This is a genomic window from Allopusillimonas soli (genome assembly GCF_004153445.1).
Classification (GTDB): Bacteria; Pseudomonadota; Gammaproteobacteria; order Burkholderiales; family Burkholderiaceae_B; genus Allopusillimonas; species Allopusillimonas soli.
In genome coordinates, this window is sequence record NZ_SDQC01000001.1 from 171,651 (window position 1) to 196,206 (window position 24,556).

The window sequence follows — 24,556 nt, forward strand, 5'->3', positions numbered from 1 at the left end:
CAAGCAGGCGCAAATGGAAGGAGGAGTTGCGTGAAAATGCTCGTTCATGTCTGGATCTGCCTGATGGCGTTGCTTGCAGCCACCACCATCAGTTCGCTGGTGCCGCTGGGCGAGGCCAATGTCGTTCTGAACATTGTCATCGCCGTGGCGAAAACTGTACTGGTAGCGATGTTCTTCATGCATCTGCGCCACAGCATCCCTTTGCTGCGCCTCATTGCTGCCGTGGGCCTGGTCACGCTCAGCCTGCTGTTCATCCTCAGCGGCGCCGACTTCGTGACGCGCAATATCGAGCGCAGTGCCTGGCAAGCCACCCAACCCAGCACATCGGCGGCGGGGCAACAGAGCCAGTAGGCGGGGTATGCCGTTGCGCCATTCATCCACCGGCAGTCAAACTATTGCAATCTTGCATCGTCATACTGGGCGCCTCTATCTCAGCCGGTTACGAGGCCCCCATGCATGCTTTCGCCAGCGTCGACACCGAAGACATCTCCACCAATACCTCCGCCAATGAAGCATTCCAGGAGATCGTGCGGCGCGCAGTCGATCGGCGAGGCTTTCTAAAAGCCGGAGCAGGCTTGTCCGCGGCCCTGTTCCTGGCCGGCCCTCTCGCCGCCTGTGCATCGCGCGGCAGAGGCCCCGAGAGCGCACTGCTGGGATTCCAAGGCATTCCCGCCGCAACCGACGACGCCGTTGCCATCGCCCCTGGCTATACCGCCACTGTGCTCGCCCCCTGGGGTACGCCGCTGCTCACAGGGGCCCCCACATGGAAAGCGGACGGCAGCGACGACGCTGCCAGCCAGGCCATGCAGGTTGGCGACAATCATGATGGCATACATTTCTTCCCGATGGATGGCCGCAGCGATGAAGGCCTGCTGGTCATCAATCACGAGTACACCACGGTGGAGAATGGAGAATATATCTGGCTGTTCGGAAGGGAGCGCCGCAAAGCCCTGAACCCCGAGCGCGTTGCCAAGGCCATGAATGCGCATGGCATCTCCATCCTGCATGTCACCCGAAATGCCAAGGGGAAATGGCAAGTGAAGCCTCGCTCGCTCTACAACCGCAGAATCACGGCATCGACGCAGATGAAGTTGGCGGGACCTGCGGCAGGAGCGGCGGCGTTGCGCACGCGCGCAGACCCGTCCGGCCGGCGCGTGCTGGGTACATTCAACAATTGCGGCAACGGCTGGACGCCATGGAATACGTATCTAGCCTGCGAAGAAAACTTCAATACCTACTTCGGCAGCGCTTCCCAAAGCGATACTCGCACAGCCGCACAGAAACGCTATGGCATCGAACCCGGCGCCACCGCCTACGGCTGGGAAAAGTTCGCCGAGCGCTTCGACTATGCCCGCGAGCCCAATGAATGCAATCGCTACGGCTGGATCGTGGAAATCGATCCCTTCGACCCCAAGGTGCAACCGCGAAAACGCACCGCGCTTGGCCGGTTCAAACACGAAAACGCAGCCGTGACGCTGGCAGCCGATAAACGCGTTGTGGTTTATATGGGAGATGATCAGCGCGGCGAGTATCTGTACAAGTTCGTATCGGAGGCAGCCTTCCACCCAGGCCGCTACAATCCCGATCTGCTCGATGCCGGCAGGCTTTATGTCGCCCGCTTTGACGACGACGAGGTTGAGGGCGATCTCATGGGCCGAGGCGAATGGATACCTCTGGACAAGGCGGCCAATCCCGATCTCGCCGCCGACATCCGTTTTGCCAATCAGGCCGACGTACTTATTCACACGCGCCTGGCGGCCGATGCCGTGGGGGCCACAAAAATGGATCGCCCCGAATGGGTTGCCGTGCACCCGCACAGCGGTGAGGTCTATGCCACGCTGACCAACAACGACAAGCGCACCGAGGTGAATGCCCCCAACCCGCGGAAAGAGAATATCTACGGACAAATCATACGCTGGCGCGAAGCGGGCGGCGATGCGGCGGCGACTGCGTTCGAATGGGATCTTTTCGTGTTGGCGGGAAACCCGGCGGTATACACCGACCGTCTGGATCCAAAATCAGGGTCAGCCAATATCACGCCCGACAACATGTTCAACAGCCCCGACGGCCTAGCCTTCGATCAGGCAGGACGCCTTTGGATACAGACCGACGGCAAATACAGCAACCGCGGAGACTATGCGGGCCAAGGCAACAATCAGATGCTGTGCGCGGATCCGGTCAGTAAGGAAATCCGCCGCTTTCTTGTCGGGCCGGCGGAGTGCGAGGTAACGGGCATCAGCTTCACGCCCGACAGTCGCACCCTGTTCGTCAATATTCAGCATCCGGGTGAAAACGGCAATAGCCACTGGCCCGATGGCGGCACGGCCATTCCGCGCTCCGCCACGCTGGTGATTACCAAGGACGACGGCGGTATCGTAGGCACCTGAAAGGTCCGTCGCGACGGGATTCCAGGCGCCGGGCCGTGCTCTACGCGGGAATACTGGACGACCATCGCGCCAGCACGCCCGGCAGCACCTTGGGCAGTCGTCCGGCGAGGCGGCCGAACAACTCCCCATGCAGATTCAGCTCAGCGCGCCAGGCAGCGGCGTCGGACGCTATCACCTGCGCGTACTGATCGCGCGTGAAGGCAAGGCCGGCCCAGTCCAGGTCTTCATAGCGCGGCGAGACGCCGAACATATGCTCCTCGCCTTGGGCCTGCCCGTCGATGCGACCCAATATCCACTTGAGAACACGCATGTTCTCGCCGAATCCCGGCCACACGAAACGCCCGTCCGCATCCTTGCGGAACCAGTTCACGCAGTAAATGCGCGGCGGAATAGCGCCCGACTTCTCGAGCCGTTCGCCCAATGCAAGCCAATGGGCAAAATAATCACCCATGTTGTATCCGCAGAAAGGCAGCATGGCGAATGGGTCGCGGCGCACAACGCCCTGCTGCCCCGCTGCCGCCGCTGTTGTTTCCGACCCCATGGTGGCTGCCATATAAACGCCTTCTGACCAATTGCGCGCCTCCGTGATAAGCGGCACGGTCGTTGAGCGCCGCCCGCCGAATATGAAGGCATCGATCTGCACGCCCTGCGGATTTTCCCAATCGGGGTCTATGGACGGACACTGCGATGCAGGCGCGGTAAAGCGCGCATTGGGGTGCGCGGCCTTGCGGCCCTCCGACTTGCCAATCTCGGGCGTCCAGTCGCGGCCCTGCCAGTCAACGAGATGAGCCGGCGGCGCATCGGTCATGCCTTCCCACCACACATCGCCATCGTCCGTCAGCGCGACGTTGGTGAAAATAACGTTGGCGGCCAGCGTTGCCATGGCGTTCGGATTGGTCTTGATGCTGGTACCGGGCGCAACGCCGAAATAACCCGCTTCGGGATTGATGGCGCGCAGGGTGCCGTCGGGCTGAGGCTTGATCCAGGCAATATCGTCGCCTATGGTGCTGACCTTCCACCCCTTCATGCTCTCCGGTGGAATCAGCATGGCAAAATTGGTCTTGCCGCAGGCGGACGGAAACGCAGCGGCCACATGGCGCTTGCGCCCTTCGGGTGATTCGACGCCGAGTATGAGCATATGCTCGGCCAGCCATCCCTCGTCACGCCCCATGGTCGAGGCAATGCGCAACGCAAAGCATTTCTTGCCTAGCAGCGCGTTACCCCCATAGCCAGATCCAAAACTCCAGATTTCACGTGTCTGCGGATAATGGACAATATACTTGGTATCGTTGCACGGCCAGGGTATGTCGGCTTCGCCGGGCGCCAAAGGCTTGCCCACCGAGTGTACGCAAGGAACGAAATCCCCCTTGCTCCCCAGAATGTCGTACACCTTGCGCCCCATGCGCGTCATGATGCGCATATTGACGACCACATAGGGGCTGTCGCTGAGTTCGATGCCGATATGCGAAATGGGCGAGCCCAGCGGCCCCATGGAAAACGGCACGACATAGAGGGTACGGCCGCGCATCGCACCGTCAAACAGGCCATTCAGCGTTGCGCGCATTTCCTGCGGCGCGGCCCAGTTGTTCGTAGGGCCGGCATCCTCCTTGCGTTCCGAGCAGATGAAGGTACGGTCCTCGACGCGCGCCACATCGGACGGCGCGGACCAGGCCAGATAGGAGTTGGGACGCTTCTCGGGATTGAGGCGGCGCAGCGTTCCGGCCTGCACCATCTGCTCGCACAAGCGGTCGTATTCTTCCTGGGATCCGTCGCACCACACGACGCGCTCCGGCTTAAGCAAGGTAGCCATGCGCGCCACCCAGTCGATCACACCCTGGTGCCGGACATATTCCGGCGCACTGTCGTGCACCGCCCCATGTTTGTACCGTTGATCCATCTAACTGTCTCCTGGCTATGGTCTGAACAACAATATCTCCGGCCATCATCATACGGCAGAACCAGCGCCAGCCATGTTATTGCTCGTAACGCGTATGATTCCGGATTAGTGAGCAAGGAGAATTGATGCCGCCCGACCAGCATGCGCTCTGGAAGCGCGAAGCCGCCGCTACCCTGAGGCTGGGGCTGCCGCTCGTGCTCACCAATCTGGCGCAGATTGCCATGACGGTGACCGACGTGGTGTTCATAGGACGCCTGGGCCCCAAGGCGCTGGCCGCCGCCACCCTGGGCGCGAACCTGTACATGGCCATTGCCTTTTTCGCAATGGGGCTGGTGTCCGCCACGGCGCCCATGGCGGCCCGCGAGCTGGGCGCAGGCGGAGCCGGCGCCATGCGCGATGTTCAACTCACCGTACGCCAGGGTCTGTGGAGCGCAGCAATCCTGTCGCTGGCGGGCTGCATGGCACTCTGGCACGGCGAAGCCATTCTGCTGGCCATGCGGCAGCCTCCCGAGCTGGCCAGCATGGCAGGCACCTACCTGCGGGGCCTTCTCTGGGCCATGCCAAGCTTTCTGGGCTATCTGGTTCTGCGGTCTTTCGTCTCAGCCCTGGAGCGTCCGCGCTCCGCATTGTTCGCCGCCTTTGCGGGCATACTGTTCAATGTATTTGCAAACTGGGTGCTCATCTACGGCAATCTCGGTTTTCCCGCCCTGGGCCTGATTGGCGCGGGTATCGCCAGCGCATCTGCCACATTTGCGCTTTTGCTCATCATGTCCATCATCGTGCAGGTGGAACCCGGTCTGCGGCGCTACCGGGTTTTCAGCGAACTATGGCGAAGCGACTGGCCCCGCCTGCGGGCCTTCTGGCGGCTCGGCCTGCCCATAGCCATCACCACGGCCTTTGAGGTCACCATCTTCAATGCGGCCGCGTTTCTCATTGGCTGGCTGGGCGCGGTCGCGCTGGCCGCGCATTCCATTGCAATACAGATCGCCAGTGTCAGTTTCATGGTGCCCTACGGCATTGCACAAGCCGCGACGGTGCGGGTGGGGCTGGCGCTCGGTGCGGGAAACCGGAACGCGATCAGTCGTGCAGGCTGGACGGCATTCGCGCTGGGCACGGGGTTCATGGCCATGTCGGCCGTGGTCATGATCACCGCGCCCAGGCTGCTCATCGGCCTGTTTCTCGACCTGGCCGATCCCGTCAATGCCCCCGTCGTTGTTACCGCCTCGGCCCTGCTGGCCGTGGCCGCGCTATTCCAGGTGGTCGATGCCGGCCAGGTACTGGGCGCAGGCATGCTGCGCGGGCTCCACGATACGCGCATACCTATGATCTATGCCGGCCTGGGCTACTGGGGTGTTGGCCTGCCCAGCGGGGCCGCACTTGCGTTCTGGGCCGGTTGGGGCAGCGTCGGCATCTGGTGCGGACTCGCCATCGGGCTGTCGGTGGTCGCAGTGCTCATGACGCACAGATGGGCGCACCGCGACAGGCTGCATCTAGTGCCCGCCGCGCTACGCTGACGGCATCACCATCCGCCGCCCCCTCCTGGCGGCGCGCACGCTGACAGCCTCTTTCACCCCTTGCCGCCACGGCGGTGCCATGCCGAACCAGTCGGGATTCATCCATGGGTGGAAACCCGCATACATTGTCTGGCAAGTCCTGTGGTAAAACCACAGGCATGACAAGCACCATCAAGATTGTCCGGAAAGCGGACGACGCCAAGCAGGGATACGACAAGGTTTTCCAGTTCCTGCGCGAAAAGCTGCTCGACGGCAGCCTGCGGCCGGGCGATCTACTGCTGCCCGAACGCGAGCTGGCCGAACACTTGGAAGTCAGCCGTCCCGTCGTGCGCGAAGCATTGCGGGCGCTGGCCATGATAGGTGTGGTGGAAGTCCGGGAGCGCGTCGGAACCTTTGTGCGCAAACCCGATGCCGCAATACTCAGCGATATCTTTGCCTTCACGCTGGCCCAGGACAAAGGCGTCATCGACGACCTGATGCAGGCGCGCATTGCCATTGAGTGCCAGGCCATCAGGCTGGCATGCAAACGCATAACGCCGCAGGATCTGGAAGCCGTGAGCGAGGCCCTGGCTCATATACGAGCCACGATCGATTCCCCCTCCCATGGCGGCATTGCCGACTTCGCGTTCCATTCGGCCATAGTCCGCGCCAGCAAGTCCGAAACGCTGATCGGCCTGTACAGCGCGATGCAGCCGCTGCTGATCAAGCTGCATCGCGAACGGCGCGAGGTGGTGGATGTTGAGCCGGACCTGAAAGCGCAGATTATCGAGGACCATCGCCGCATCTTTCATGCATTGGCGGAAAAAGATGCGGAATCCGCAGACCGCCAGCTGCGGGACCATTTCAGCATTGGCGACGAAAGACGCTATCGCGCCACGATCAGGACAGCCCTGCCCTGACATTCATTTTTTCTTTCATTTAAAAGCGGGCGCAAGATCCGATATGCCACCAGAGCGAGACATGCAGTCACAGGATATCCACAAGATCGGTTTTATCGGCCTGGGCACAATGGGCCAGCACATGGCTGCGAACCTTTGCCGCGCCGGCTTCGACCTGATTGTCTACGATGTGCGCACCGAGGCGGTGCAGGCCGCTGTCCGGCAGGGTGCGCGCGCTGCGGACAGCGTGGGCGCGGTGGGCCGGCAGTCGGACATTGTTATTTCCATGCTGCCCAACACACCGGATGTCGAATCCATTGTGCTTGGCGAGAGGGGATTGGCGCACAATCCGCCCGCTCAACGCGTGATCATCGACATGAGTACCATATCCCCGGCGGCGGTTCGCACAGTGGCTTCGGCGCTGGCGGCGCAAGACATAGACTTCCTTGACGCCCCGGTATCGGGCGGCCCGGTGGGGGCTGAAAACGCGGCCCTGACCATTATGGTGGGCGGCGCGCGCGATGCCTTCGACCGTATCCTCACCGTGCTGCGCGCGCTGGGCACGACCATCACCCATGTCGGCGAAAGCGGCGCCGGCCAGACATTGAAGCTATGTAATCAGTTGGTGTGCGGCATCAATATCCAGGCCATCTGCGAGGCATTTGCGCTGGCCAGGGCGTCGGGCCTCGATCTGAATGTACTGCGCGATGTCCTGATGGGCGGCTCGGCCGGATCGTGGATGCTGGACAAACTGGGCCCAGGCATGATCGCGCGCGACACGCGCGCCGGCTTCCGCATAGACCTCATGCTCAAGGACCTGAAGCTTGTGCAGGAGCTGGCCTTCGGCCTGTCCGTGCCGCTGCCGGCCACGTCCCTGGTTACCTCCCAATACCTCGACGCCCGTGGTCATGGCGAAGGAGGCAATGGAAACCAGGCCCTGTTCACTGTCTACGACCGCATGGCGAACCAGTCGCTGCCCGGCTGAACAGCGGCACGCCAACGGAGGCCATGCAGCATGAACCTCGATTTTTCCGTATTGCTGGGCCGCGAGCCCATGATCATCCAGGGCCTGTTCCTGACGATCAAGCTGACGCTCGTCGCCACCCTTTGCGGCTTCTGTGTCGGCACATTCTGCGCCATCGGCAAGCGCGGCTCGATCGCGTGGCTGCGCCGGGTTTGCACGTGCTATGTCGAAGCCATACGCAATACACCACTGCTGGTGCAGATCTTCCTGGTGTACTTCGGCATATCGAATCTGGGGCTGTCCCTGAATGCCGTTACCGTTGCGATGATCGCATTGACGATCAACCTGGGCGCCTATACGGCAGAGATCATGCGGGCTGGCTTCGATTCGATAGAAAGAGGACAACTGGAGGCGGCCGAGACGCTGGGACTATCCAAAAGACAGATCTACTGGCATGTCATCCTCAAGCAAGCACTTGAGCGCGTATACCCTGCCCTGGCCAGCCAATTCGTGCTCCTCATGCTGGCCTCCTCCATCTGCTCGCAGATATCGGCGGAGGAATTGACCGCAGTCGCCAACTTCATACAGTCGGACACCTACCGTCCGCTGGAAACCTATGTCGTGGTGGGCCTGCTGTACGTGCTGCTGTCGCTCGCGCTGCGCGCGCTGCTCTGGCTTGTGGGTCTCGCGCTTTTCACCCGGCGCAGAAAACTGGGAACACTGATATGAGGAGGGTCGGCGCATGAATGCAAGCTTTGCAATGGGCTACCTGGCCTTTCTTCTGCAGGGTGCGCTCTGGACAGTTGGACTCTCGGTGATTGCCTTGCTGTGGGGCGGCGCATCAGCGCTCGTCGTCGCTCTCTGCCGCATATCGCCGCTGCGCAGCCTGAGGGTGGCTACCGCGCTCTATATACAACTCGTACAGGGCACACCTGTGCTGGTTATTATCTTCCTGATCTATTTCGGTCTGCCTTCCCTGGGCTGGTCGGTTTCGCCGCTGCTGGCAGCCTCGCTGTCGCTGTCCATTTACGTTTCGGCCTACCTGGGCGAGAGCTGGCGCGCATCGATACAGTCTGTGCCTCGGGCGCAATGGGAAACGGCTGAGTGCCTGGCGCTCTCGCGCCTGCAGCGCATGAGCAAGGTCATCCTGCCTCAGGCAGTGCGCATCGCCACGCCTCCCACTGTCGGATTCATGGTGCAGATCATCAAGAACACATCGCTGGCCTCGATTGTCGGTTTCATCGAGCTTGTTCGCGCGGGGCAGATCATCAATAACACCATCTTCCAGCCATTCCTGATTTATCTCCTCATTGCCATTCTCTATTTTGGAATGTGCTATCCACTTTCCATACTAAGCCGCCGGCTTGAAATCAGAGGAAGCGACAAAGCCTATGCCTGATGTCAGAGCAAATCCCGATGCCGAACCCATTGTCAGCCTAAAGGAAGTACACAAGCGGTTCGGGGACAACCATGTACTACGCGGTGTCAGCCTGGATGTCGGCCGCGGCGAGGTCGTGGCCATCATTGGCAAGAGCGGCTCTGGAAAGAGCACGGCGTTGCGCTGCATGGACTACCTGGAAACAATAGACAGCGGCGCAATCACCGTGTGCGGCCACCGCGTGGACCAGCACGATGTGGACCTCAAGGCCCTGCGGCTGGATATAGGCATTGTTTTCCAAAGCTACAACTTGTTCCCTCATCTCACGGTCGAGGAGAACATCATGCTTGCACCCAGGTCCGTCAAGAAGATGCCCAAGGCCGAGGCACGGCAGCTTGCGCATCGCATGCTAGGGCAGGTGGGCCTGCTGGAAAAGGCAAGCCAGTACCCGGAGCAGTTATCGGGAGGACAGCAACAGCGCGCGGCGATCGCCAGATCGCTAGCGATGGAACCGAAGGTCATGCTTTTCGACGAGGTGACCTCCGCCCTGGATCCGCAACTCACGGGAGAAGTACTGCGGGTAATCGAAGACCTTGCAGCCAAGGGCATGACCATGATCATGGTCACGCACGAAATGAATTTCGCTCGCAGGGTCGCAAGCACCATTGTTTTCATGAACGACGGCAAAATCTGGGAACAAGGGGATGCCAGCATCCTGAACAATCCCCAGACGGAAGCCCTGCAGGAATTCCTGCGCAACGAGCTCTAGCCGTCACCCACATATCAGGAGACACACCATGAAAAAACGCGAACTGATCAGCAGTCTTTTTCTCAGCGCCGGACTGGCCCTCGCGGGGCTGACGGCCGCCCACGCCGATGTTCTGGATAACATAGAGCAGAGCGGCACGATCCGCATCGCAACCGATCTGGGTATTCCGCCGGCCGGCATGCTCACCCCGGACATGAAGCCCACAGGCGCGGATGTGGAAGTGGGGCAGGCCCTGGCCAAGGACTGGGGACTGAAGTACGAGCTGGTGCAAACCACCGGTGCAACCCGTATCCCCAATCTTCAGAACGACAAGGCCGATATTGTCGTATCCACATTGTCGGTGACGCCGGAACGGGCCAAGGTCATCGATTTCTCGCACCGCTATGCCGTGCTGCAATCCATCGTGGCGGGCGGCCCCGGCCTGGACGTGAGCAGCCTGGAAACCCTGAAGGACCATACTGTGTCGGTAACTCGCGGTACGACCCAGGATACGGACCTGACGCGCAAGGCTTCCAAGTATGGCTTCAAGGTAGCCCGATACGATGACGATGCCACCCTGGTCACAGCGGCAGTCACCGGGCAGGCAAAAATGGTGGCCACCTCGCAGTCGCTGGTAGCGCAGATCGACAAGAAGATAGGCAAGAACAACTTCAAGCCGCTGTTCGTGCTGCAGAATTTCGACCTGGCCATCGGCGTCAAGAAAGGGGAAAAGCGCCTGCTCGACAAGGTCAATGCCTGGGTGGATGCAAATATAAAGAATGGCCGACTCAACGCCATACACAAGAAGTTCTACGGCAACGAACTGCCCGAAGACATGCGCGGCAGCAAGTAAAATTCTTCATCATCAATCAGGAAGCGATCATGCGTATAGTTATTGGCTCCGACCATGCGGGTTGGCCGATGAAGGCATCCATAGTCCAGTGCGTTCGCGCACTCGGCCACGAGGTCGTGGACGTCGGATGCCACAACGAGAGTCCCGTCGATTTTCCCGACATTGCCCGAACCCTGACAGGCGCCATCACGTCGGGCGATGCCGACCGGGGAATCATGGTGTGCGGAACCGGCGTTGGCGCATGCATCGCTGCCAACAAGGTCAGCGGCATACGCGCAGCGGTATGCCACGATGTGCATTCGGCGCATCAGTGCATAGAGCACGACGACGTCAACGTCATCTGCATTGGCGCTCAGATCGTGGGCCCCTGGCTGGCCAATGACCTGGTCACGGCATATCTCAATGCGCACTTCTCAACCGACGCCGATTTCCTGCGCCGCGTGGAGAAACTGCGCCAGATGGATGGATCGGCCGTCTCATGACCGCCGCACGGTCTTCGTCCAGGCTGTTCGTAGCCGGCATCTACGCAGCCGATCTCGTCTTTGCCGCGCAACGTTTGCCCTCCCTGGGCGAAACCATTCAGGCCTCGGGCTTTATGCGCAGCCACGGCGGAAAAGGCTCCAACCAGGCCGTTGCGGCTGCGCGCGCCGGCGCCGACGTGTGCTTCTTCACATTGATCGGCGATGACGCATTCGGAGAGGATGCCCGCGCGCTCTGGCGCAACGAAGGCGTGCGCAGCCTGGCGCGCGTCATACCCGGACAAGCCACCGGCGCTGCAGGCATTTTTGTCGAAGAGTCCGGAGACAATGCCATCGTGGTCTATCCCGGCGCTTGCAGAACCATGGGCGCGTGCGATCTTGAAATGGTCGAAGCCGAGATCGCCGCCGCAAAAGTGTTTGTAATTCAGCTGGAGCAACCGGTGGAAGCGGCATTGCGCGGGCTGGAGCTTGCACGCCGCCACGGCGTCATCACCGTACTCAACCCTGCCCCTGCCTGCCCCTTGCCGGAGGCGCTGTTTCCATTGTGCGACTATATCCTGCCCAATGAAAGCGAAGCATCGCGCTTGACCGGCTTGCCTGCCGAAACACCCACGCAGGCCGAGGCAGCCGCGCGAGCACTTCTGTCCAAAGGCGTCGGTAGCGTGGTCATGACGCTGGGAGATCGAGGCTCACTCTTCTGCAATAGCGAGACTTCATTCACGGTGGCCGCCCACAAGGCCGGCGCCTGCGTCGATACGACCGGCGCGGGTGATGGCTACACAGCCGGCTTTGCAACGGCGCTTGCGCAAGGACGCTCCCCGAGGCAGGCCATGCTATTCGCCACCGCCCTGGCGGGTATATCGGTCACGCGCCGCGGGGCAGCGGCATCCATGCCGACGCGCGCGGAAATCGAGACGGCACTGGCCGCCATGGCGCAGCCCCCCCAATAAAAACCCGACCGGCGTGTCTCGACGAACAGGCGCCGCGCAAGGCCGCATGTCAGTGCGCGGGCCGCGCAAGGCCCAGATGACCACGCAGCGTGGATGCCGTGTACTCCTTGCGGAACAACCCTCTGCGCTGCAGCTCGGGTACAACCTGCTCCACGAAATCCTCGATGCCATCGGGCAGCGAGGGCGGCATAAGATTGAAGCCATCGGCTCCCTCGTTGCGAAACCAGCGCTCCATTTCATCGGCGATCTGCACGGGCGTGCCGACCATGGTGCAGTGCCCTCCGCCGGCGGCAAGGCGCCCGAGCAACTGGCGCAACGTGGGCTGCTCTGTGTCCACGATGCGCAGCACTGTTGCGTAGCGGCCTTTGGGGCCCTTGAAGGCCTCCAGCGGCGGCAGCGCCGGTACCGGCGCATCCAGCGCCCAACCGGTGCAATCCTGGTCGATGTACATGCTCAGTTGCCGCAAGGCATCCGGCGCGGGCAGAAGCTCGTCCAGTTCGCGCTGCTTCGCGCGGGCCTGCGCCTCGGTGGCGGCAACATAGACAACCAGCCCGGGCATGATGGGAACGGGATCGCTTCGGCCTGCTTCGCGCACGCGCCGCTTGATGTCGCGATAGTAGGCCTGGGCCGACGGCAGGTCGTAGGCCACTGCATAGATGGCCTCCGCGCGCCGTGCCGCCAGGTCTCTCCCCTGCTCCGAGGCGCCAGCCTGAAACATAACCGGATGTCCCTGCGGTGGCCGGGGAACAGTCAGCGGTCCATCCACCAGAAAATGCCGACCTTGATGATGAATCGGCGCGACTGAACCGGGTCGTACGAAACTGCCGGCACGATCATGGAGCAGCGCGTCGTCCCGCCATGAATCCCACAGAGCCAGGACCGCATCCACGAATTCCTCCGCGCGCGCATAGCGCCACGCATGATCTGGCATGACCTCATAGCCGTGGTTGCGGGCTTCGCTGTCAAACATGGACGTGACCACATTCCAGCCCATGCGCCCGCCCGAGATATGATCCAGGGACGCCATCATGCGCGCCGCGTGAAAAGGCGTGTAGAACGTGCTGGACACGGTGCTGATCAGCCCGATGCGCTCGGTCGCGCGGCTCATGGCGGACATGGCTGTCAGCGGCTCGAGAAACCAGCGAGGACCATCCGACAGGTTTTCGGCGGACTGGCCGTCGGCAAAAAAAACCGCGTCCAGCTTGCCGCGCTCCGCCGTGCGTGCGAGCGCCTCGTAATAGGCGATGTCGCCCAGGCGTTCGGCGCTAGAGCGCGGATGCCGCCACGCCGCACGATGATGGCCGCAACCAAAGATGAACAGATTCAGATGCAACATGCTTGCGCCTCAATTCTTGACCAGGCCGCCATCGACCACGAGATTCTGTCCGGTTACGGAACGCGACCACGGCGAGGCGAAGAAGAGCACGGCGTCGGCGAACTCGGCCGGCGTTGTCACCCGCCGCAAGGGTGTGCTGGCGGCGATGAAATCGAACACCGCCTCGGGCGTCGCGGCGGAGGCATCCGTGGTGCGCAGCAAACCACCAGACACCATGTTGACCGTGATGTTGTCGGGCCCAAGATCCTGCGAAAGCGTGCGCGTCAACGACAGCAGGGCCGCCTTGGCTGCGGTGTAGTCGTGGTAAGGCACCACTGGATTCTGGAAGAGATTGGTGCCGATATTGATGACGCGGCCGAACCCCGCCTCGCGCATTCCCGGCAATGCTGCCTGCACGGTATTCAAGGCGCCGCCCACCACACCTTCAAGCTGCTGCGCCATGTCCTTCCACCCTATGGCATCGGCATGGGCACGCGCGTCGCCATTGAAGGAGAAAGACGGGAGCGCATTATTGACCACGGTGGTGACCGGCGCGCCAAAATGGCCGCGCGCAGCCTGAAGCATTGCGGACACCGCCTCAGCGCTGCGCACATCGCCCTGCACGGCGCAAACGCGCCCTTCCGCCTCGGCCGCCAGGGCCTCGGCAGCCTGCGCACTGTTGAGGTAATTGACAGCCACGCGCGCGCCCTCGCGCAGGAATGCATGTGCGATGTGCAGGCCCAGGCCGCGCGCACCACCTGTGACCAGCACGATTTGTTCGTTGATGGGGAAATGGGAAGTAGCAATCATGATGACATGCCTTGTAGCTGTGGCGTGGCATGCCCGCGCGGCTTTGCGCCGATGGCCTTCTGGCAGACATCCCTTCGCCAGTGTTAACTGGAGCAGGTTCGACGGGTGTGATCTCAGCCCCGGCCCAGCAGGCAGGCGGGCACCCCGTGTCGTGCCGTCACGATAGCACACTGGGACGCGGCGGAAAAGCGCGGCGATTGACAAGTGCTCCGCCCACCCTTAAGCTTGCGCCTGTGTTCCTGGGGGAGCCCTTGTGGGCTGAGACTCCGCCATATGGCGGTAACCCTTTGAACCTGATCCGGGTCATGCCGGCGAAGGGAAGGACGGCATACCGCAACAGCACTCCATTTTCCTTCTTCGTCATGGCGCGCCGCGCCCGCAGGCCGGCGCGCACGCCTTTCCGCAGACCAACCGAAGGAAACAGGAGCAGTCCCTGTGCAAGCGAGTTCCACCATACTTTGGCTTATCGCCTTCTCAGGCATATTTGCCCTGCTGGGCATGTGGTATGCGCGCCATGACCGCGACAGCCTCGAAGACTATGTCATTGCCCGCAACAGCCAGGGCGCCGTGGCAACCATGCTCACGCTGCTGGCTTCATCGCTCGGCGCCTGGGTGCTCTTTTCACCACCGCAAGCCGCGACCTGGGGCGGACTGGCCGCGGTTATCGGCTATGCGCTGGGCTCGATGTCACCAAGGTTGGTCATGATTCCCCTTGGGCGGCGCATGCGCGAGATCATCCCGCACGGCCATACTCTGACCGAGTTCGTCATCCTGCGCTTCGGCAAGCCCATGTATGCGCTGACGCTCATCATCATGATGTTCTACATGTTCATCTCGCTGACCGCGGAAATCACTGCCATCGCCAAGCTTGTCGCCATGCTGGCGCCAGTTCCCCTCTGGGTGACGGCGGCAGTGGTGCTGGGATCCACGCTCCTGTATACCTCCTATGGCGGCCTGCGGGCATCCATCTTCACGGACAAAGTGCAAATGCTGGTTATCGTGCCGCTGCTGCTGGTGCTGCTGTACTTCGGCTGGCAGGCAACAGGCGGTATTGCCCCAGTCGTTGCGGGGCTCAAGGAACACGCGCCGGAACTGCTCAACCTGACCAATCCCGTGGGTGTCAAGGCGGGCATCACATTTTTCGTTGCCATTCTGCTTACCGGCCTCTTTCATCAGGGCAACTGGCAGCGCGTTTATGCGGCCGGCACCACGCGCAGCATGCGGCGCGGCTTCCTGCTGGGCGGCCTGCTGGTGTCCCCGGTGATATTCCTGATGGGGCTGTTCGGGCTCGCATTTGTCGGCCTGGGCCATCACGACGACGCGTCGGTGGCGCTGTTCAGCGTGCTGATGCCGCATGTACCCACCTGGTTTGCCATTGCGCTCATTCCACTGGGCTTGGCCCTCGTAATGAGTACGGCCGACACGGCCATCAGCGCCGTATCCAGCATCATTGCGGTGGATGCGCGCCGCCTGGCGCCAAGCCTGCAGCGCGGCACACTTCTGGTCATGTCGCGCTGGCTGATCTTCCTGCTGGCGATCCCGGTGATGATCGTTTCCTCGCAGGGCTACAGCGTGCTTTATCTTTTTCTGCTTGCCGACCTTCTATGCTCCGCCGCAGCCTTCCCCGTTTTCTTCGGGCTGTTCAACCGCAGGCACAACGGCGCCATCGCCACCATCGCGACAGTATGCGGCTTGATCGCGGGCCTGGCCTTCTTCCCCGCCCCCGGTGCAAAGCCCACTTACCTGCTCGAATCCTTCCTGCTGGCAGCCTGCGTGCCGGCGTTGGTCACCGCGCTGCTTCTACCCCTGCGGCGTGCTCAGACGCTGTTCGACTTCGCCGTGTTCACGCGGGCTGTGCGCAGCCTGGACGACTGACCATCGCACATGGCGCCGCCGAGGCTGCCGGCCCAGGCGGCGCGCACCATCAATTGTCCTGCAAAAGCGCTGTTTCATTTCGGATGACGATATACTTATACGTTTTTATCCGTGTTGGACGCGGCGGCGCGTCCATCTAACGGGCTTTTCATGTGCCTAGCCTTGGCGCTGAAGTCTTACTCCAAGGAGCGTCGACACCATGCAGGGCCTGCACCTCACCGCAGATCTTTACTTGTGCGCCTGCGACAGCGCACTGCTCATCAATGCAAACACGCTGGCGGATCTTTGCCGCCAGCATACTCTGGATGCCGGGTTGACGCTCGTTGCGGAAAAATGGCATACCTTTCCGGATTTCCAGGGAGAGCCGGGCGGCGTCACCGGCATGCTGCTGTTGGCGGAGTCTCATCTTGCCCTGCATACTTGGCCCGAGCGCGGCGGCATCACCCTGGATGTCTATGTATGCAATTTCATGGAGGACAATTCCGCCAAGGCTGAGCAGCTGCTTGAAGCCCTGGTCGCGGCCTTCATGCCGGGTACCATCCAGCGCGAACGGCTGCTGCGCGGCGACGAAAACGGGCCAGGCTCCTCCGGCGAACTAACACTCGAACCCTTGAATCAGACCAGCGTCTACGGCTTCAGGTTCAACCGGCGGCTACATGCCCGCCAAACCGCTTATCAGCGTCTTGAGGTGCTGGAGTCTGCAGAGCTGGGCCGCACACTGCGCCTGGACGACCATTTCATGACATCGGAGGCCGACGAGTTCTTCTATCACGAAGCACTTGTGCATCCGGCCGCTATGGCGCACGATGCGCCTCGCCGGGCCTTGGTCGTGGGCGGCGGCGATGGCGGTGCGCTTGACGAGCTGCTCAAGCATCCCAGCATAGAACACATCACGCTGGTCGAACTGGACGGCGAAGTCATCGACGCGGCGCGCACCTATCTGCAGAACATACACCATGGAGCATTCGACGACCCCCGCGTTTGCGTCAAGGTCCAGGACGGCGCGCAGTATCTGGCTGCCGCGCAGCAAGCAAGCCAGGATCTGATACTGCTGGATCTCACCGACCCGGAAACGCCCGCCGGCCCGCTTTACACACGCGAATTCTTTGCGCAGTGCCAGCGTGTGCTTGCGCCGGGCGGCGCCTTGGTCCTGCACCTGGGCACGCCATTCCACGAGCCTGCGCAAGTGCGTGAACTGGCGCAAGCGCTGTCAGCCGTGTTTCCCCAGGTGCATGGCTACGGCGTGCATATTCCCCTGTACGGCACCTACTGGGCATTGGCGCTGGCCTCGAACGATCTTGATCCCACAGCGATCAGCCCTGCACGCATCGAACAGCGTCTGGACGATCGCGGCATCACCGGTCTGCAGTACTACAACGCGGATGTGCACGGAGCGCTTTTCGCGCTGCCCAATTACTATCGCAAGCTGATGCCCAAGGTGCGACGGTGAAATAAAAAAAGGCTCGCAAGCAACGATGGCTTGCGAGCCCAACAACCTGACCCGTAGGTCAGGCAGCACTGGCCGATACTCGAACCCGTACCCTAGACGCGCCACCTTGCGAGGTCAAGGCGAAAGATATCCATACGTAACGCACGCCCCGTCTTCGCGTGCCATGCGCTACATCTCCTTAATAAAGCCCCCGACTGGTAACAGGATCATGACAAGAATTCCTGTGCGCACGCCCATGCCGGCTGGCGCTGTTAAACTGTATAAAAAACCAGCTATCGCTTTTTCTCATGCCAGCCCAACGCCTGCCCGATCAGTGGTATTACCTCAAGAATTTCGAGTTCGTGCTGCACTGGGTTGCCCGGCGCTGCGACGACCTGCTCCTGGATGAAGAGCGGCATTTCATCAGACAGTTTCCCGCATTACCTCGGGCTTCGCGCGCACTGGCGGCCCGCATGATCATGCGCAAAGGCCCCCTGTTTCGCGCCAGCCGGCTGCGCTATCCCGAAATCGGCGATATCACGCTCGCCATGGCACCCTTGCTCGCGCAGCAATGGGTTTGCCATCAACCCGTCATCGACCTTCCGACCCTCTTCAGGCTACTCACGCGCCACGAGCTGTCGGCCATATTCCGCCGGAGCCTGACGCAATTGGGCCTGCAGTCAGCCAGCAAGGCCGTGCAATGCGACGCACTGCTGGCACTGTGGCCCGGAACTCGCACACTGGCGCAATGGCTCGCATGCAGCGACACGAATCAGCTCGGGCTCGATGAAACGCTTTACGAGGTGCAAGTTGTTCCGCTTTGCGAGCGGTTGCGCCTGATGTTTTTCGGAAACCTGCGCCAGGACTGGAGCGAATTTGTGCTGGCCGACCTTGGGCTGTACAGCTACGAGACCGTCGATTTCCACGCGAGCGCGCGCGCCTTTCAATCGCGGCACGACATCGACGCCTATCTGCACCTGCACCGCTGCCGCGAGCGGCTCGATAGTGCCGAAGATGCCGATACATGCGCAGCGGCGATATCCGACGTGCCCATCGCGCCCTATGATAGCGAATGGCTGGAAAACCGCCGAGCCAGGCTGCTGTATCATGCCGGCGGCCGCTTCGAGCGCATGCATCAGTGGCAGCAGGCATTGCACTGCTATACGCTCAGTACCGACCGCGGCGCCCGCGCGCGCCGCGTGCGCATGCTGGAACGGCTGCAGCAGGCCGAGCAGGCGCTTACCCTGGCGCGCGCAATTCTGGACACCCCGGCAAGCGAAGCCGAGCAGCAGGCGGTGCTGCGGATGCTGCCCCGCCTGCAAAGGCATTGCGGACACACACCCGATCGTCGCAAGAATGGCATGCCCACGCAGCGCGATGATCTTTCCCTCCCAGCGCCGGCCCAACCCATGCGCATCGAAGAAGAAGTGCGCCTGCACCTGCATACGACCCAGGCACCCGCCTTCTATGTCGAGAACACGCTCTTCAATACCTTATTCGGGCTGTTGTGCTGGGACGCCGTCTTTGCCAGCGTGCCAGGCGCTTTTTTTCACCCCTATCAGCAGGGGCCTGCCGATCTGCTGCGCAGCGGCTTCCGCCAGCGTCGCGGCGCCCTGTTCAACACATGCCTGGCTCAACTGGACACAGACAGCTACCGCAACACCATCATGCAGCGCTTCGAATCCAAACATGGCCTGCAGTCACCTTTCGTATATTGGGGCGCCGTCCCACGGGAGTTGCTGGAACTCGCCCTGCACTGCATCCCCGCCGCGCATCTCGGCGCAATTTTCCATCGGCTACTGGACGACATTCGCGACAATCGCGCGGGCCTGCCCGATCTCATTCAATTCTGGCCCGCCCAGCAGCGCTACCGCCTGATCGAGGTCAAGGGCCCAGGCGACCGGCTGCAGGACAATCAGATCCGCTGGCTCGGGTACTGTGTGCAGCACGGCATTGATACGCGTGTCTGCCACGTGAATCGCGCGGTTTCGTCATGATGCGGCTTGCCAGCATTAACGCGTGTCCTGCCCCGCAGGCCTTCGCATATGGATGCCGCGCCGGGAGTGTGTCATGAACTACACGGTGTCAGTGCGAGCACTATGCGAGTTCACCGCAAGGGAAGGCGACCTGGACCTGCAGTTTGCACCCGTGCCCACCGCGCTGGAAGGCATCGCTGGCCATGCCGCTGTGCGCTCGCGCCGGCCGAAGGGCTACGAGAAGGAGATCTCGCTGGAGGACACCATCGAGCTGGCGGGCGGTCGGCATACATTGCATGTGCGCGGCCGGGCTGACGGATACGACGCGCACCGCCAGCAGATCGAGGAAATCAAGACCTGTCGCCGGCCCCCCGAGATGCTGCCGCACAATCATCGCAGCCTGCATTGGGCCCAGGCGCGGGTCTATGGGCACATGTTGTGCAAGGCGCGCGGACTTGCTCGCTTACGCGTCGCGCTGGTGTACTACGACATCGATCAAGAGAAGGAAACTGTTCTCGAAGTACAGCACGAGGCGTCTGAGCTGGCCACGCATTTCCATGCGCTGTGCGCGCGTTTCGCCTCCTGGGCCTTGCAGGAGACCGAGCACAGGCTATGCAGGAACCGCTGCCTCGATGCATTGCGCTTTCCTTTTCCCGCCATGCGGGCCGGCCAGCGCCAACTTGCGGAAGCGGCATACAAGGCCGCGCTGCAATCGCGCTGCCTGCTTGCTCAGGCGCCCACTGGCATAGGCAAGACACTGGGCACCCTGTTTCCGGTGCTCAAGAGCATGCCGCGCGCGGAACTGGACAAGGTATTTTTCCTTACCGCAAAAACACCGGGGCGCCAACTGGCGCTGGACGGGCTCGCGCTGATCGCCGCCGGCATTGATACTGCCGATGATGCGGCAGGGTCAAAACCCGCGCCGCGCGTGCTGGAGTTGACGGCTCGCGAAAAGACATGTGAACACCCCGACAAAGCATGCCATGGCGCATCGTGCCCCCTGGCGCGCGGCTTCTATGACCGTCTCCCCGCCGCGCGCAGCGAAGCTGTGGCGGCCGGCCGCATGGACAAGGCTGCCGTCCGCGCGGTGGCCCTGAGCCATGGCCTGTGCCCCTACTGGCTCAGCCATGACCTCACGCAATGGGCCGATATTATTGTCGGCGACTACAACCATTATTTCGATATGAATGCGCTCTTGCGCAGCCTGACCGACAACCGGCAATGGCGCGTGGCGGTCCTGGTGGATGAAGCCCATAATCTTCCGGAACGCGCACGCAAGATGTACAGCGGAGCGTTGCGGCCATCGGCCCTGCTCGCGGCACAGCGGCACGGGCCGGGCAACGTCCGCAAGGCGGCCCGCGCTGCGCTCAAGGCCTGCCAGCATCTGTACCGCGACCAGACGACTACCTATCAGTCTTATACGGCATTACCGGAACGCCTGTCCGGCGCATTGCAGGTACTCAGCGCCGCACTGACCGACCATGTTGAAACAGGCGCAGACCGGTTGCAGGGACCGGGCCAGGCTGCGCTGGCGCTGTTCGACACAGCGACTTCGCGTACCGAACATCATCCCGAAACCAGCTCGCGCCAGCCTCATGATAAGCGCAAGGTACAGCATACGCAGGGGCTTGCTCATCCCGGCACACCTTATTCCGACGCGGATCTCCTGCGTCTGCATTTCGATATTCTGCATTTCCTAAGGCTGGCAGCCTGCTTTGGCCCTCACTCCGTATTGGACGTGACGCTGGCGGGGGAGAATCGGCTGAACGATGCAGGCACGCTGTTCAGCTTGCGCAATCTGGTGCCAGCGCCTTTTCTGGAACCCGCCTTTCGGATCAGCCACAGTACAGTGCTGTTTTCCGCCACATTGACACCGTGGGACTTCTACCGCGACACGCTGGGATTACCCGACGATACGGCCTGGGTCGACGTGGCATCGCCATTTGATGCCAGCCAGCTGCACGTGCGTATCGCGCGCGGCATCTCCACGCGCTATCGCGATCGACGGCAATCCATCACCCCGATCATCCGGCTCATGGCGAAGCAGTATTGCACGAAGCCGGGCAACTATCTCAGCTATTTCAGCAGCTTCGACTATCTGGAGCAGGTGGCGGATGCGTTTGCATTGCGCTACCCCGATATTCCCGTCTGGATGCAGGCGCGCAATATGGATGAAGCCGCCAGAGACCGATTCCTGCAGCGGTTCACCGCCGGGGGCTGCGGCATCGGCTTCGCGGTGCTGGGCGGAGCCTTTGCTGAGGGGATAGACCTGCCCGGCACGCGCCTGATTGGCGCCTTCGTGTCGACGCTGGGTCTGCCGCAATACAACGACAGCAATGAGCAGCTGAGGCAATGCATGGAGAGATTTTTTGGTCCCGAGCGCGGACATGACTATGCCTATCTGTATCCCGGCCTGAGAAAAGTGGTGCAGGCGGCCGGCCGGGTCATACGGAGCGACACTGACAGCGGGGTTGTACATTTGATCGATGACCGCTATGCCCAGCCCCGTGTGCGTGCCCTGCTGCCGCGCTGGTGGTCGGTGCGGCCCTAGCACACCGCCCCGTTACGGGCATACGGCGACGCCTATCATCCCCGAAGCCAGCGCCGAAGGTCGCAACCTGTTGCACGAGGCGCAACTAGTCGGCCAGGCCGCGCGCAATCCCCAAGAAGCTGGCCAGTGCCGGATTGTCGTCGTCCCTGCGCCAGGCCAGGGAGACTTCCTGACTCAGATACGGATAGTCATCGGCCAGTGGCAGATACTTCACCTTGGGATGCATGAGCGAGGCCAGGTTGCTGGGGATCAGCGCAACCGACAGGCCGGCGGCAACCAGGCAGATGACCCCGCCCACCTGGGCGCACTCCTGCTCAATATCCGGCGAGAATCCGGCGGATGCGCATACCGATATCAGCTGCGCGTGGGCGGTTGGTACCTTTTCACGGGAGAACGCCACAAAGGATTCCCTGGCCAACTGCCGCAAGGCAATGGCCGGCTGGGCCGCCAAGCGGTGATTGACGGGCACTGCCGCCATGAGTCGGTCATGTTTGTACAGCAAGGTGTCAAACAGCCCGGTTTCGTCCGGCAACGGCGTACGCAACATACCCAGATCCAGCGCCCGTCCCTTCAATTGCTCGACCTGGTCTTTGGTGGTCATCTCCACGACCCGCAGCCGCACCTGCGGATAGCGCGCGCGAAAGTGCCGGATGAGATCAGGCATGAAGCCATAGCCCGCACTGCCGATATAGCCGAGCGAGAGCTGGCCCGTGGCGCCGCTGCTTGCGTACTGGGTGCGTTCCAGGGCCAATTGCTCATAGCGCAGCCATTGATAGGCCTCCTCGAGAAAAACCTTGCCCGCCGGCGTCAACGACACCGAACGTTTGTTGCGCACGAAAAGCGCCGTACCCACAAAAGCTTCGAGCTTTTGAATGGCCTGGCTCAACGGCGACTGCGCCATGCCCACCCGCTGTGCGGCGCGACCGTAGTGAAGCTCCTCGGCGACGGCGATGAATTGACGTAGCAATCTGGCATTCAACATAAAGACATTTCTTATCTTACAGACCAACAAATTATATGTTGGACAGATATTACGAGCATGCCTACACTTTTTTCTCCAGATGAAATCTATTCGTTTCTTGCCGCAATCGGAGTATTTAATGAGTGCCACGCATACCCTGGCCGATGAAACCCGTCAGGCCGTCGATGCTCTGCTGGACGGCCAACATTGGGCCAACGCACAAAGCAGCCAGCGCCTGCATTTCCACGGGCATGTGCCCGCTTTTGATTCCGCCCACAAATTGACCGTGTCGGCAGCAAGCGCAATTGGTGCGTACGCGCTCGGCGTGGAACAGTGGTGGCACATGGCGCATGGCCAGCACCAGTCCGTGGCGCTGGACTGGATGCAGGCTGCCTGTTCCCTCAATCCGGGCCATTTCCAGAAACAGAGCGGCTATGTATTGCCCGCCCTGTCGCTGCTCACGGAACTGAAAGCGGATTTCTACCGGACACAGGATGCGCGCTGGTTCTTTCCCATAGGCTCGTATCCGCACTTGCGCGATGGCGTGCTCGACCTGCTTCAATGTGCCAACACCGCCGAAGCCCTGGCAAATGCGATAGGCAAGTGGGAGGCGCATGCGCTGGAGGAAGCTTTTGCCGAACGCAAGCTGCCGGGCATCTATGCACGGTCCGCGCAGGAATGGCTCGATCACCCTCAAGGCAGGCTGCTGGCGGGCAAGCCCGTCATCGAGGTGGAAAAAATCGGCGATAGCGAAGCCGAGGCGCCCCGCGCATGCACACGGCCGCTCGATGGTATTCGTGTGCTCGATCTGGGCCATGTTATTGCAGGTCCCATTGTTGCGCGGTCACTGGCCGAACATGGGGCGGACGTGCTGAGAGTCACCTCCCCCACCATCCAGGATCCTTTCCGCCAGACGGTGGACACCAATATCGGCAAGCGATCGGCTTTTCTCGACTTCGACAGGCCTGTCGATCTGGCCCGTGCGCGCGAATTGATCAGCGGCGCGGACGTTGTCGTGCAGTCGTGGCGGCCAGGGAGCCTGAAAGCCCGCGGGCTGGGCGCCGAAGACGCTGCAGCAATACGTCCTGGTGTCATCTACGTTACTGTCACCGCCTTTGGCGATGACGGGCCTTGGGGTGCGCGAGGCGGCTTCGAGCAATTGGGCCAAGCGGTCAGCGGCGTGGCAGTGAACGAGGGAGGTAACGGCAAACCCAGCGTGGTGCCGACCTATCTGCTGAATGACTATCTGACGGGCTATCTGGGCGCCGCGGGCGTGATGATGGCACTGATACGCCGCGCCGCCGAAGGAGGCAGCTACCACGTGCGCATCTCACTGGCCCGCACGTCGATGTGGGTGCAAAGCCTGGGCCTTGAGCCGGGCTATACACCCGGACAGCCACGGCGCCATTTCGCCGACAACCTTGCTCCCATGCTGGAGACGCGGGATTCCGCCTATGGGCCGCTCGAGCAGCTGCCTCCCGTTGCCCAGTTCTCTCACACGCCCGCCTCGTGGCGCCTTCCTCCCGCACCCAACGGTGCGCATTTCCCGCAGTGGTTGAAACCATAACAATCCGATCTCATCAAGGAGACA

At 61.8% G+C, this 24,556-nt stretch carries 20 protein-coding genes and 2 riboswitches; of the genes, 16 read left to right on the plus strand and 4 right to left on the minus strand.

Going from position 1 to position 24,556, the window contains the following annotated elements:
- Positions 1 to 36: 36 nt before the first annotated feature.
- Complete coding sequence (locus ERD78_RS00760) at positions 37 to 351, plus strand: cytochrome C oxidase subunit IV family protein (protein WP_218940761.1); 315 nt, start codon at positions 37 to 39, stop codon at positions 349 to 351.
- A gap of 101 nt (positions 352 to 452) precedes the next feature.
- A complete protein-coding gene (locus ERD78_RS00765) occupies positions 453 to 2,387 on the plus strand; it encodes a PhoX family protein (protein ID WP_129967270.1) in 1,935 nt (644 codons plus the stop codon).
- Positions 2,388 to 2,427: 40 nt separating this feature from the next.
- Here ERD78_RS00765 and ERD78_RS00770 read toward each other — a convergent pair whose 3' ends face one another.
- Complete coding sequence (locus ERD78_RS00770) at positions 2,428 to 4,284, minus strand: phosphoenolpyruvate carboxykinase (GTP) (protein ID WP_129967271.1); 1,857 nt, start codon at positions 4,282 to 4,284, stop codon at positions 2,428 to 2,430.
- Between the two features lie 125 nt (positions 4,285 to 4,409).
- On the opposite strand from ERD78_RS00770, the gene ERD78_RS00775 reads away from it, so the two are divergent.
- From ERD78_RS00775 to ERD78_RS00815, 9 genes are all read left to right on the plus strand, one after another.
- Positions 4,410 to 5,798: an MATE family efflux transporter gene (locus ERD78_RS00775; protein ID WP_129967272.1), complete on the plus strand. Its 1,389-nt coding sequence runs from the start codon at positions 4,410 to 4,412 to the stop codon at positions 5,796 to 5,798.
- Positions 5,799 to 5,902: 104 nt separating this feature from the next.
- Entirely contained in the window at positions 5,903 to 6,697 is a 795-nt protein-coding gene (locus tag ERD78_RS00780) for a FadR/GntR family transcriptional regulator (protein ID WP_209019929.1), read from the plus strand.
- Between the two features lie 61 nt (positions 6,698 to 6,758).
- Positions 6,759 to 7,661: an NAD(P)-dependent oxidoreductase gene (locus ERD78_RS00785; protein WP_129967274.1), complete on the plus strand. Its 903-nt coding sequence runs from the start codon at positions 6,759 to 6,761 to the stop codon at positions 7,659 to 7,661.
- 30 nt (positions 7,662 to 7,691) lie between these two features.
- Entirely contained in the window at positions 7,692 to 8,369 is a 678-nt protein-coding gene (locus ERD78_RS00790; protein ID WP_129967275.1) for an amino acid ABC transporter permease, read from the plus strand.
- A 13-nt stretch (positions 8,370 to 8,382) separates the two neighbouring features.
- Positions 8,383 to 9,039, plus strand: a complete 657-nt coding sequence (locus ERD78_RS00795) for an amino acid ABC transporter permease (protein WP_129967276.1) — start codon at positions 8,383 to 8,385, stop codon at positions 9,037 to 9,039.
- Positions 9,032 to 9,787 carry an amino acid ABC transporter ATP-binding protein gene (locus tag ERD78_RS00800; RefSeq protein WP_129967277.1) on the plus strand — a complete coding sequence of 252 codons (756 nt, stop codon included), beginning with the start codon at positions 9,032 to 9,034 and terminating at the stop codon, positions 9,785 to 9,787. The genes ERD78_RS00795 and ERD78_RS00800 overlap by 8 nt, the downstream gene beginning before the upstream one ends.
- Positions 9,788 to 9,815: 28 nt before the next feature.
- Positions 9,816 to 10,619, plus strand: a complete 804-nt coding sequence (locus ERD78_RS00805; protein ID WP_129967278.1) for a transporter substrate-binding domain-containing protein — start codon at positions 9,816 to 9,818, stop codon at positions 10,617 to 10,619.
- A gap of 29 nt (positions 10,620 to 10,648) precedes the next feature.
- Positions 10,649 to 11,101, plus strand: a complete 453-nt coding sequence (locus ERD78_RS00810) for an RpiB/LacA/LacB family sugar-phosphate isomerase (RefSeq protein ID WP_129967279.1) — start codon at positions 10,649 to 10,651, stop codon at positions 11,099 to 11,101.
- Positions 11,098 to 12,048 carry a ribokinase gene (locus ERD78_RS00815; protein WP_129967280.1) on the plus strand — a complete coding sequence of 317 codons (951 nt, stop codon included), beginning with the start codon at positions 11,098 to 11,100 and terminating at the stop codon, positions 12,046 to 12,048. Before ERD78_RS00810 ends, ERD78_RS00815 begins: the two co-directional genes overlap by 4 nt.
- Before the next feature lie 49 nt (positions 12,049 to 12,097).
- On the opposite strand, the gene ERD78_RS00820 is transcribed toward ERD78_RS00815, so the two are convergent.
- A complete protein-coding gene (locus ERD78_RS00820; RefSeq protein WP_129967281.1) occupies positions 12,098 to 13,384 on the minus strand; it encodes an LLM class flavin-dependent oxidoreductase in 1,287 nt (428 codons plus the stop codon).
- A 9-nt stretch (positions 13,385 to 13,393) separates the two neighbouring features.
- Complete coding sequence (locus ERD78_RS00825; RefSeq protein ID WP_129967282.1) at positions 13,394 to 14,173, minus strand: 3-oxoacyl-ACP reductase; 780 nt, start codon at positions 14,171 to 14,173, stop codon at positions 13,394 to 13,396.
- A gap of 52 nt (positions 14,174 to 14,225) precedes the next feature.
- Positions 14,226 to 14,330: riboswitch (TPP riboswitch) on the minus strand.
- A 74-nt stretch (positions 14,331 to 14,404) separates the two neighbouring features.
- A riboswitch (TPP riboswitch) is annotated at positions 14,405 to 14,510 on the plus strand.
- A gap of 98 nt (positions 14,511 to 14,608) precedes the next feature.
- Here ERD78_RS00825 and ERD78_RS00830 point away from each other — a divergent pair.
- The 4 genes from ERD78_RS00830 to ERD78_RS19960 all read left to right on the plus strand — a co-directional run bounded on the left by ERD78_RS00830 (position 14,609) and on the right by ERD78_RS19960 (position 22,004).
- On the plus strand, positions 14,609 to 16,048 hold the full coding sequence (locus ERD78_RS00830; protein ID WP_245152287.1) for a sodium:solute symporter family protein: 1,440 nt from the start codon (positions 14,609 to 14,611) through the stop codon (positions 16,046 to 16,048).
- A gap of 199 nt (positions 16,049 to 16,247) precedes the next feature.
- Positions 16,248 to 17,498: a polyamine aminopropyltransferase gene (gene speE, locus ERD78_RS00835; RefSeq protein ID WP_129967283.1), complete on the plus strand. Its 1,251-nt coding sequence runs from the start codon at positions 16,248 to 16,250 to the stop codon at positions 17,496 to 17,498.
- A 287-nt stretch (positions 17,499 to 17,785) separates the two neighbouring features.
- Entirely contained in the window at positions 17,786 to 19,474 is a 1,689-nt protein-coding gene (locus tag ERD78_RS00840) for a VRR-NUC domain-containing protein (RefSeq protein ID WP_129967284.1), read from the plus strand.
- A gap of 73 nt (positions 19,475 to 19,547) precedes the next feature.
- Entirely contained in the window at positions 19,548 to 22,004 is a 2,457-nt protein-coding gene (locus ERD78_RS19960) for an ATP-dependent DNA helicase (protein ID WP_167668801.1), read from the plus strand.
- Positions 22,005 to 22,089: 85 nt separating this feature from the next.
- Here ERD78_RS19960 and ERD78_RS00850 read toward each other — a convergent pair whose 3' ends face one another.
- Positions 22,090 to 22,986, minus strand: coding sequence for a LysR family transcriptional regulator (locus ERD78_RS00850; RefSeq protein ID WP_129967286.1), 897 nt, complete (start codon positions 22,984 to 22,986; stop codon positions 22,090 to 22,092).
- 118 nt (positions 22,987 to 23,104) lie between these two features.
- Here ERD78_RS00850 and ERD78_RS00855 point away from each other — a divergent pair, with 118 nt between their 5' ends.
- Positions 23,105 to 24,532: a CoA transferase gene (locus tag ERD78_RS00855; protein WP_167668802.1), complete on the plus strand. Its 1,428-nt coding sequence runs from the start codon at positions 23,105 to 23,107 to the stop codon at positions 24,530 to 24,532.
- The last annotated feature ends 24 nt before the right edge of the window (positions 24,533 to 24,556 follow it).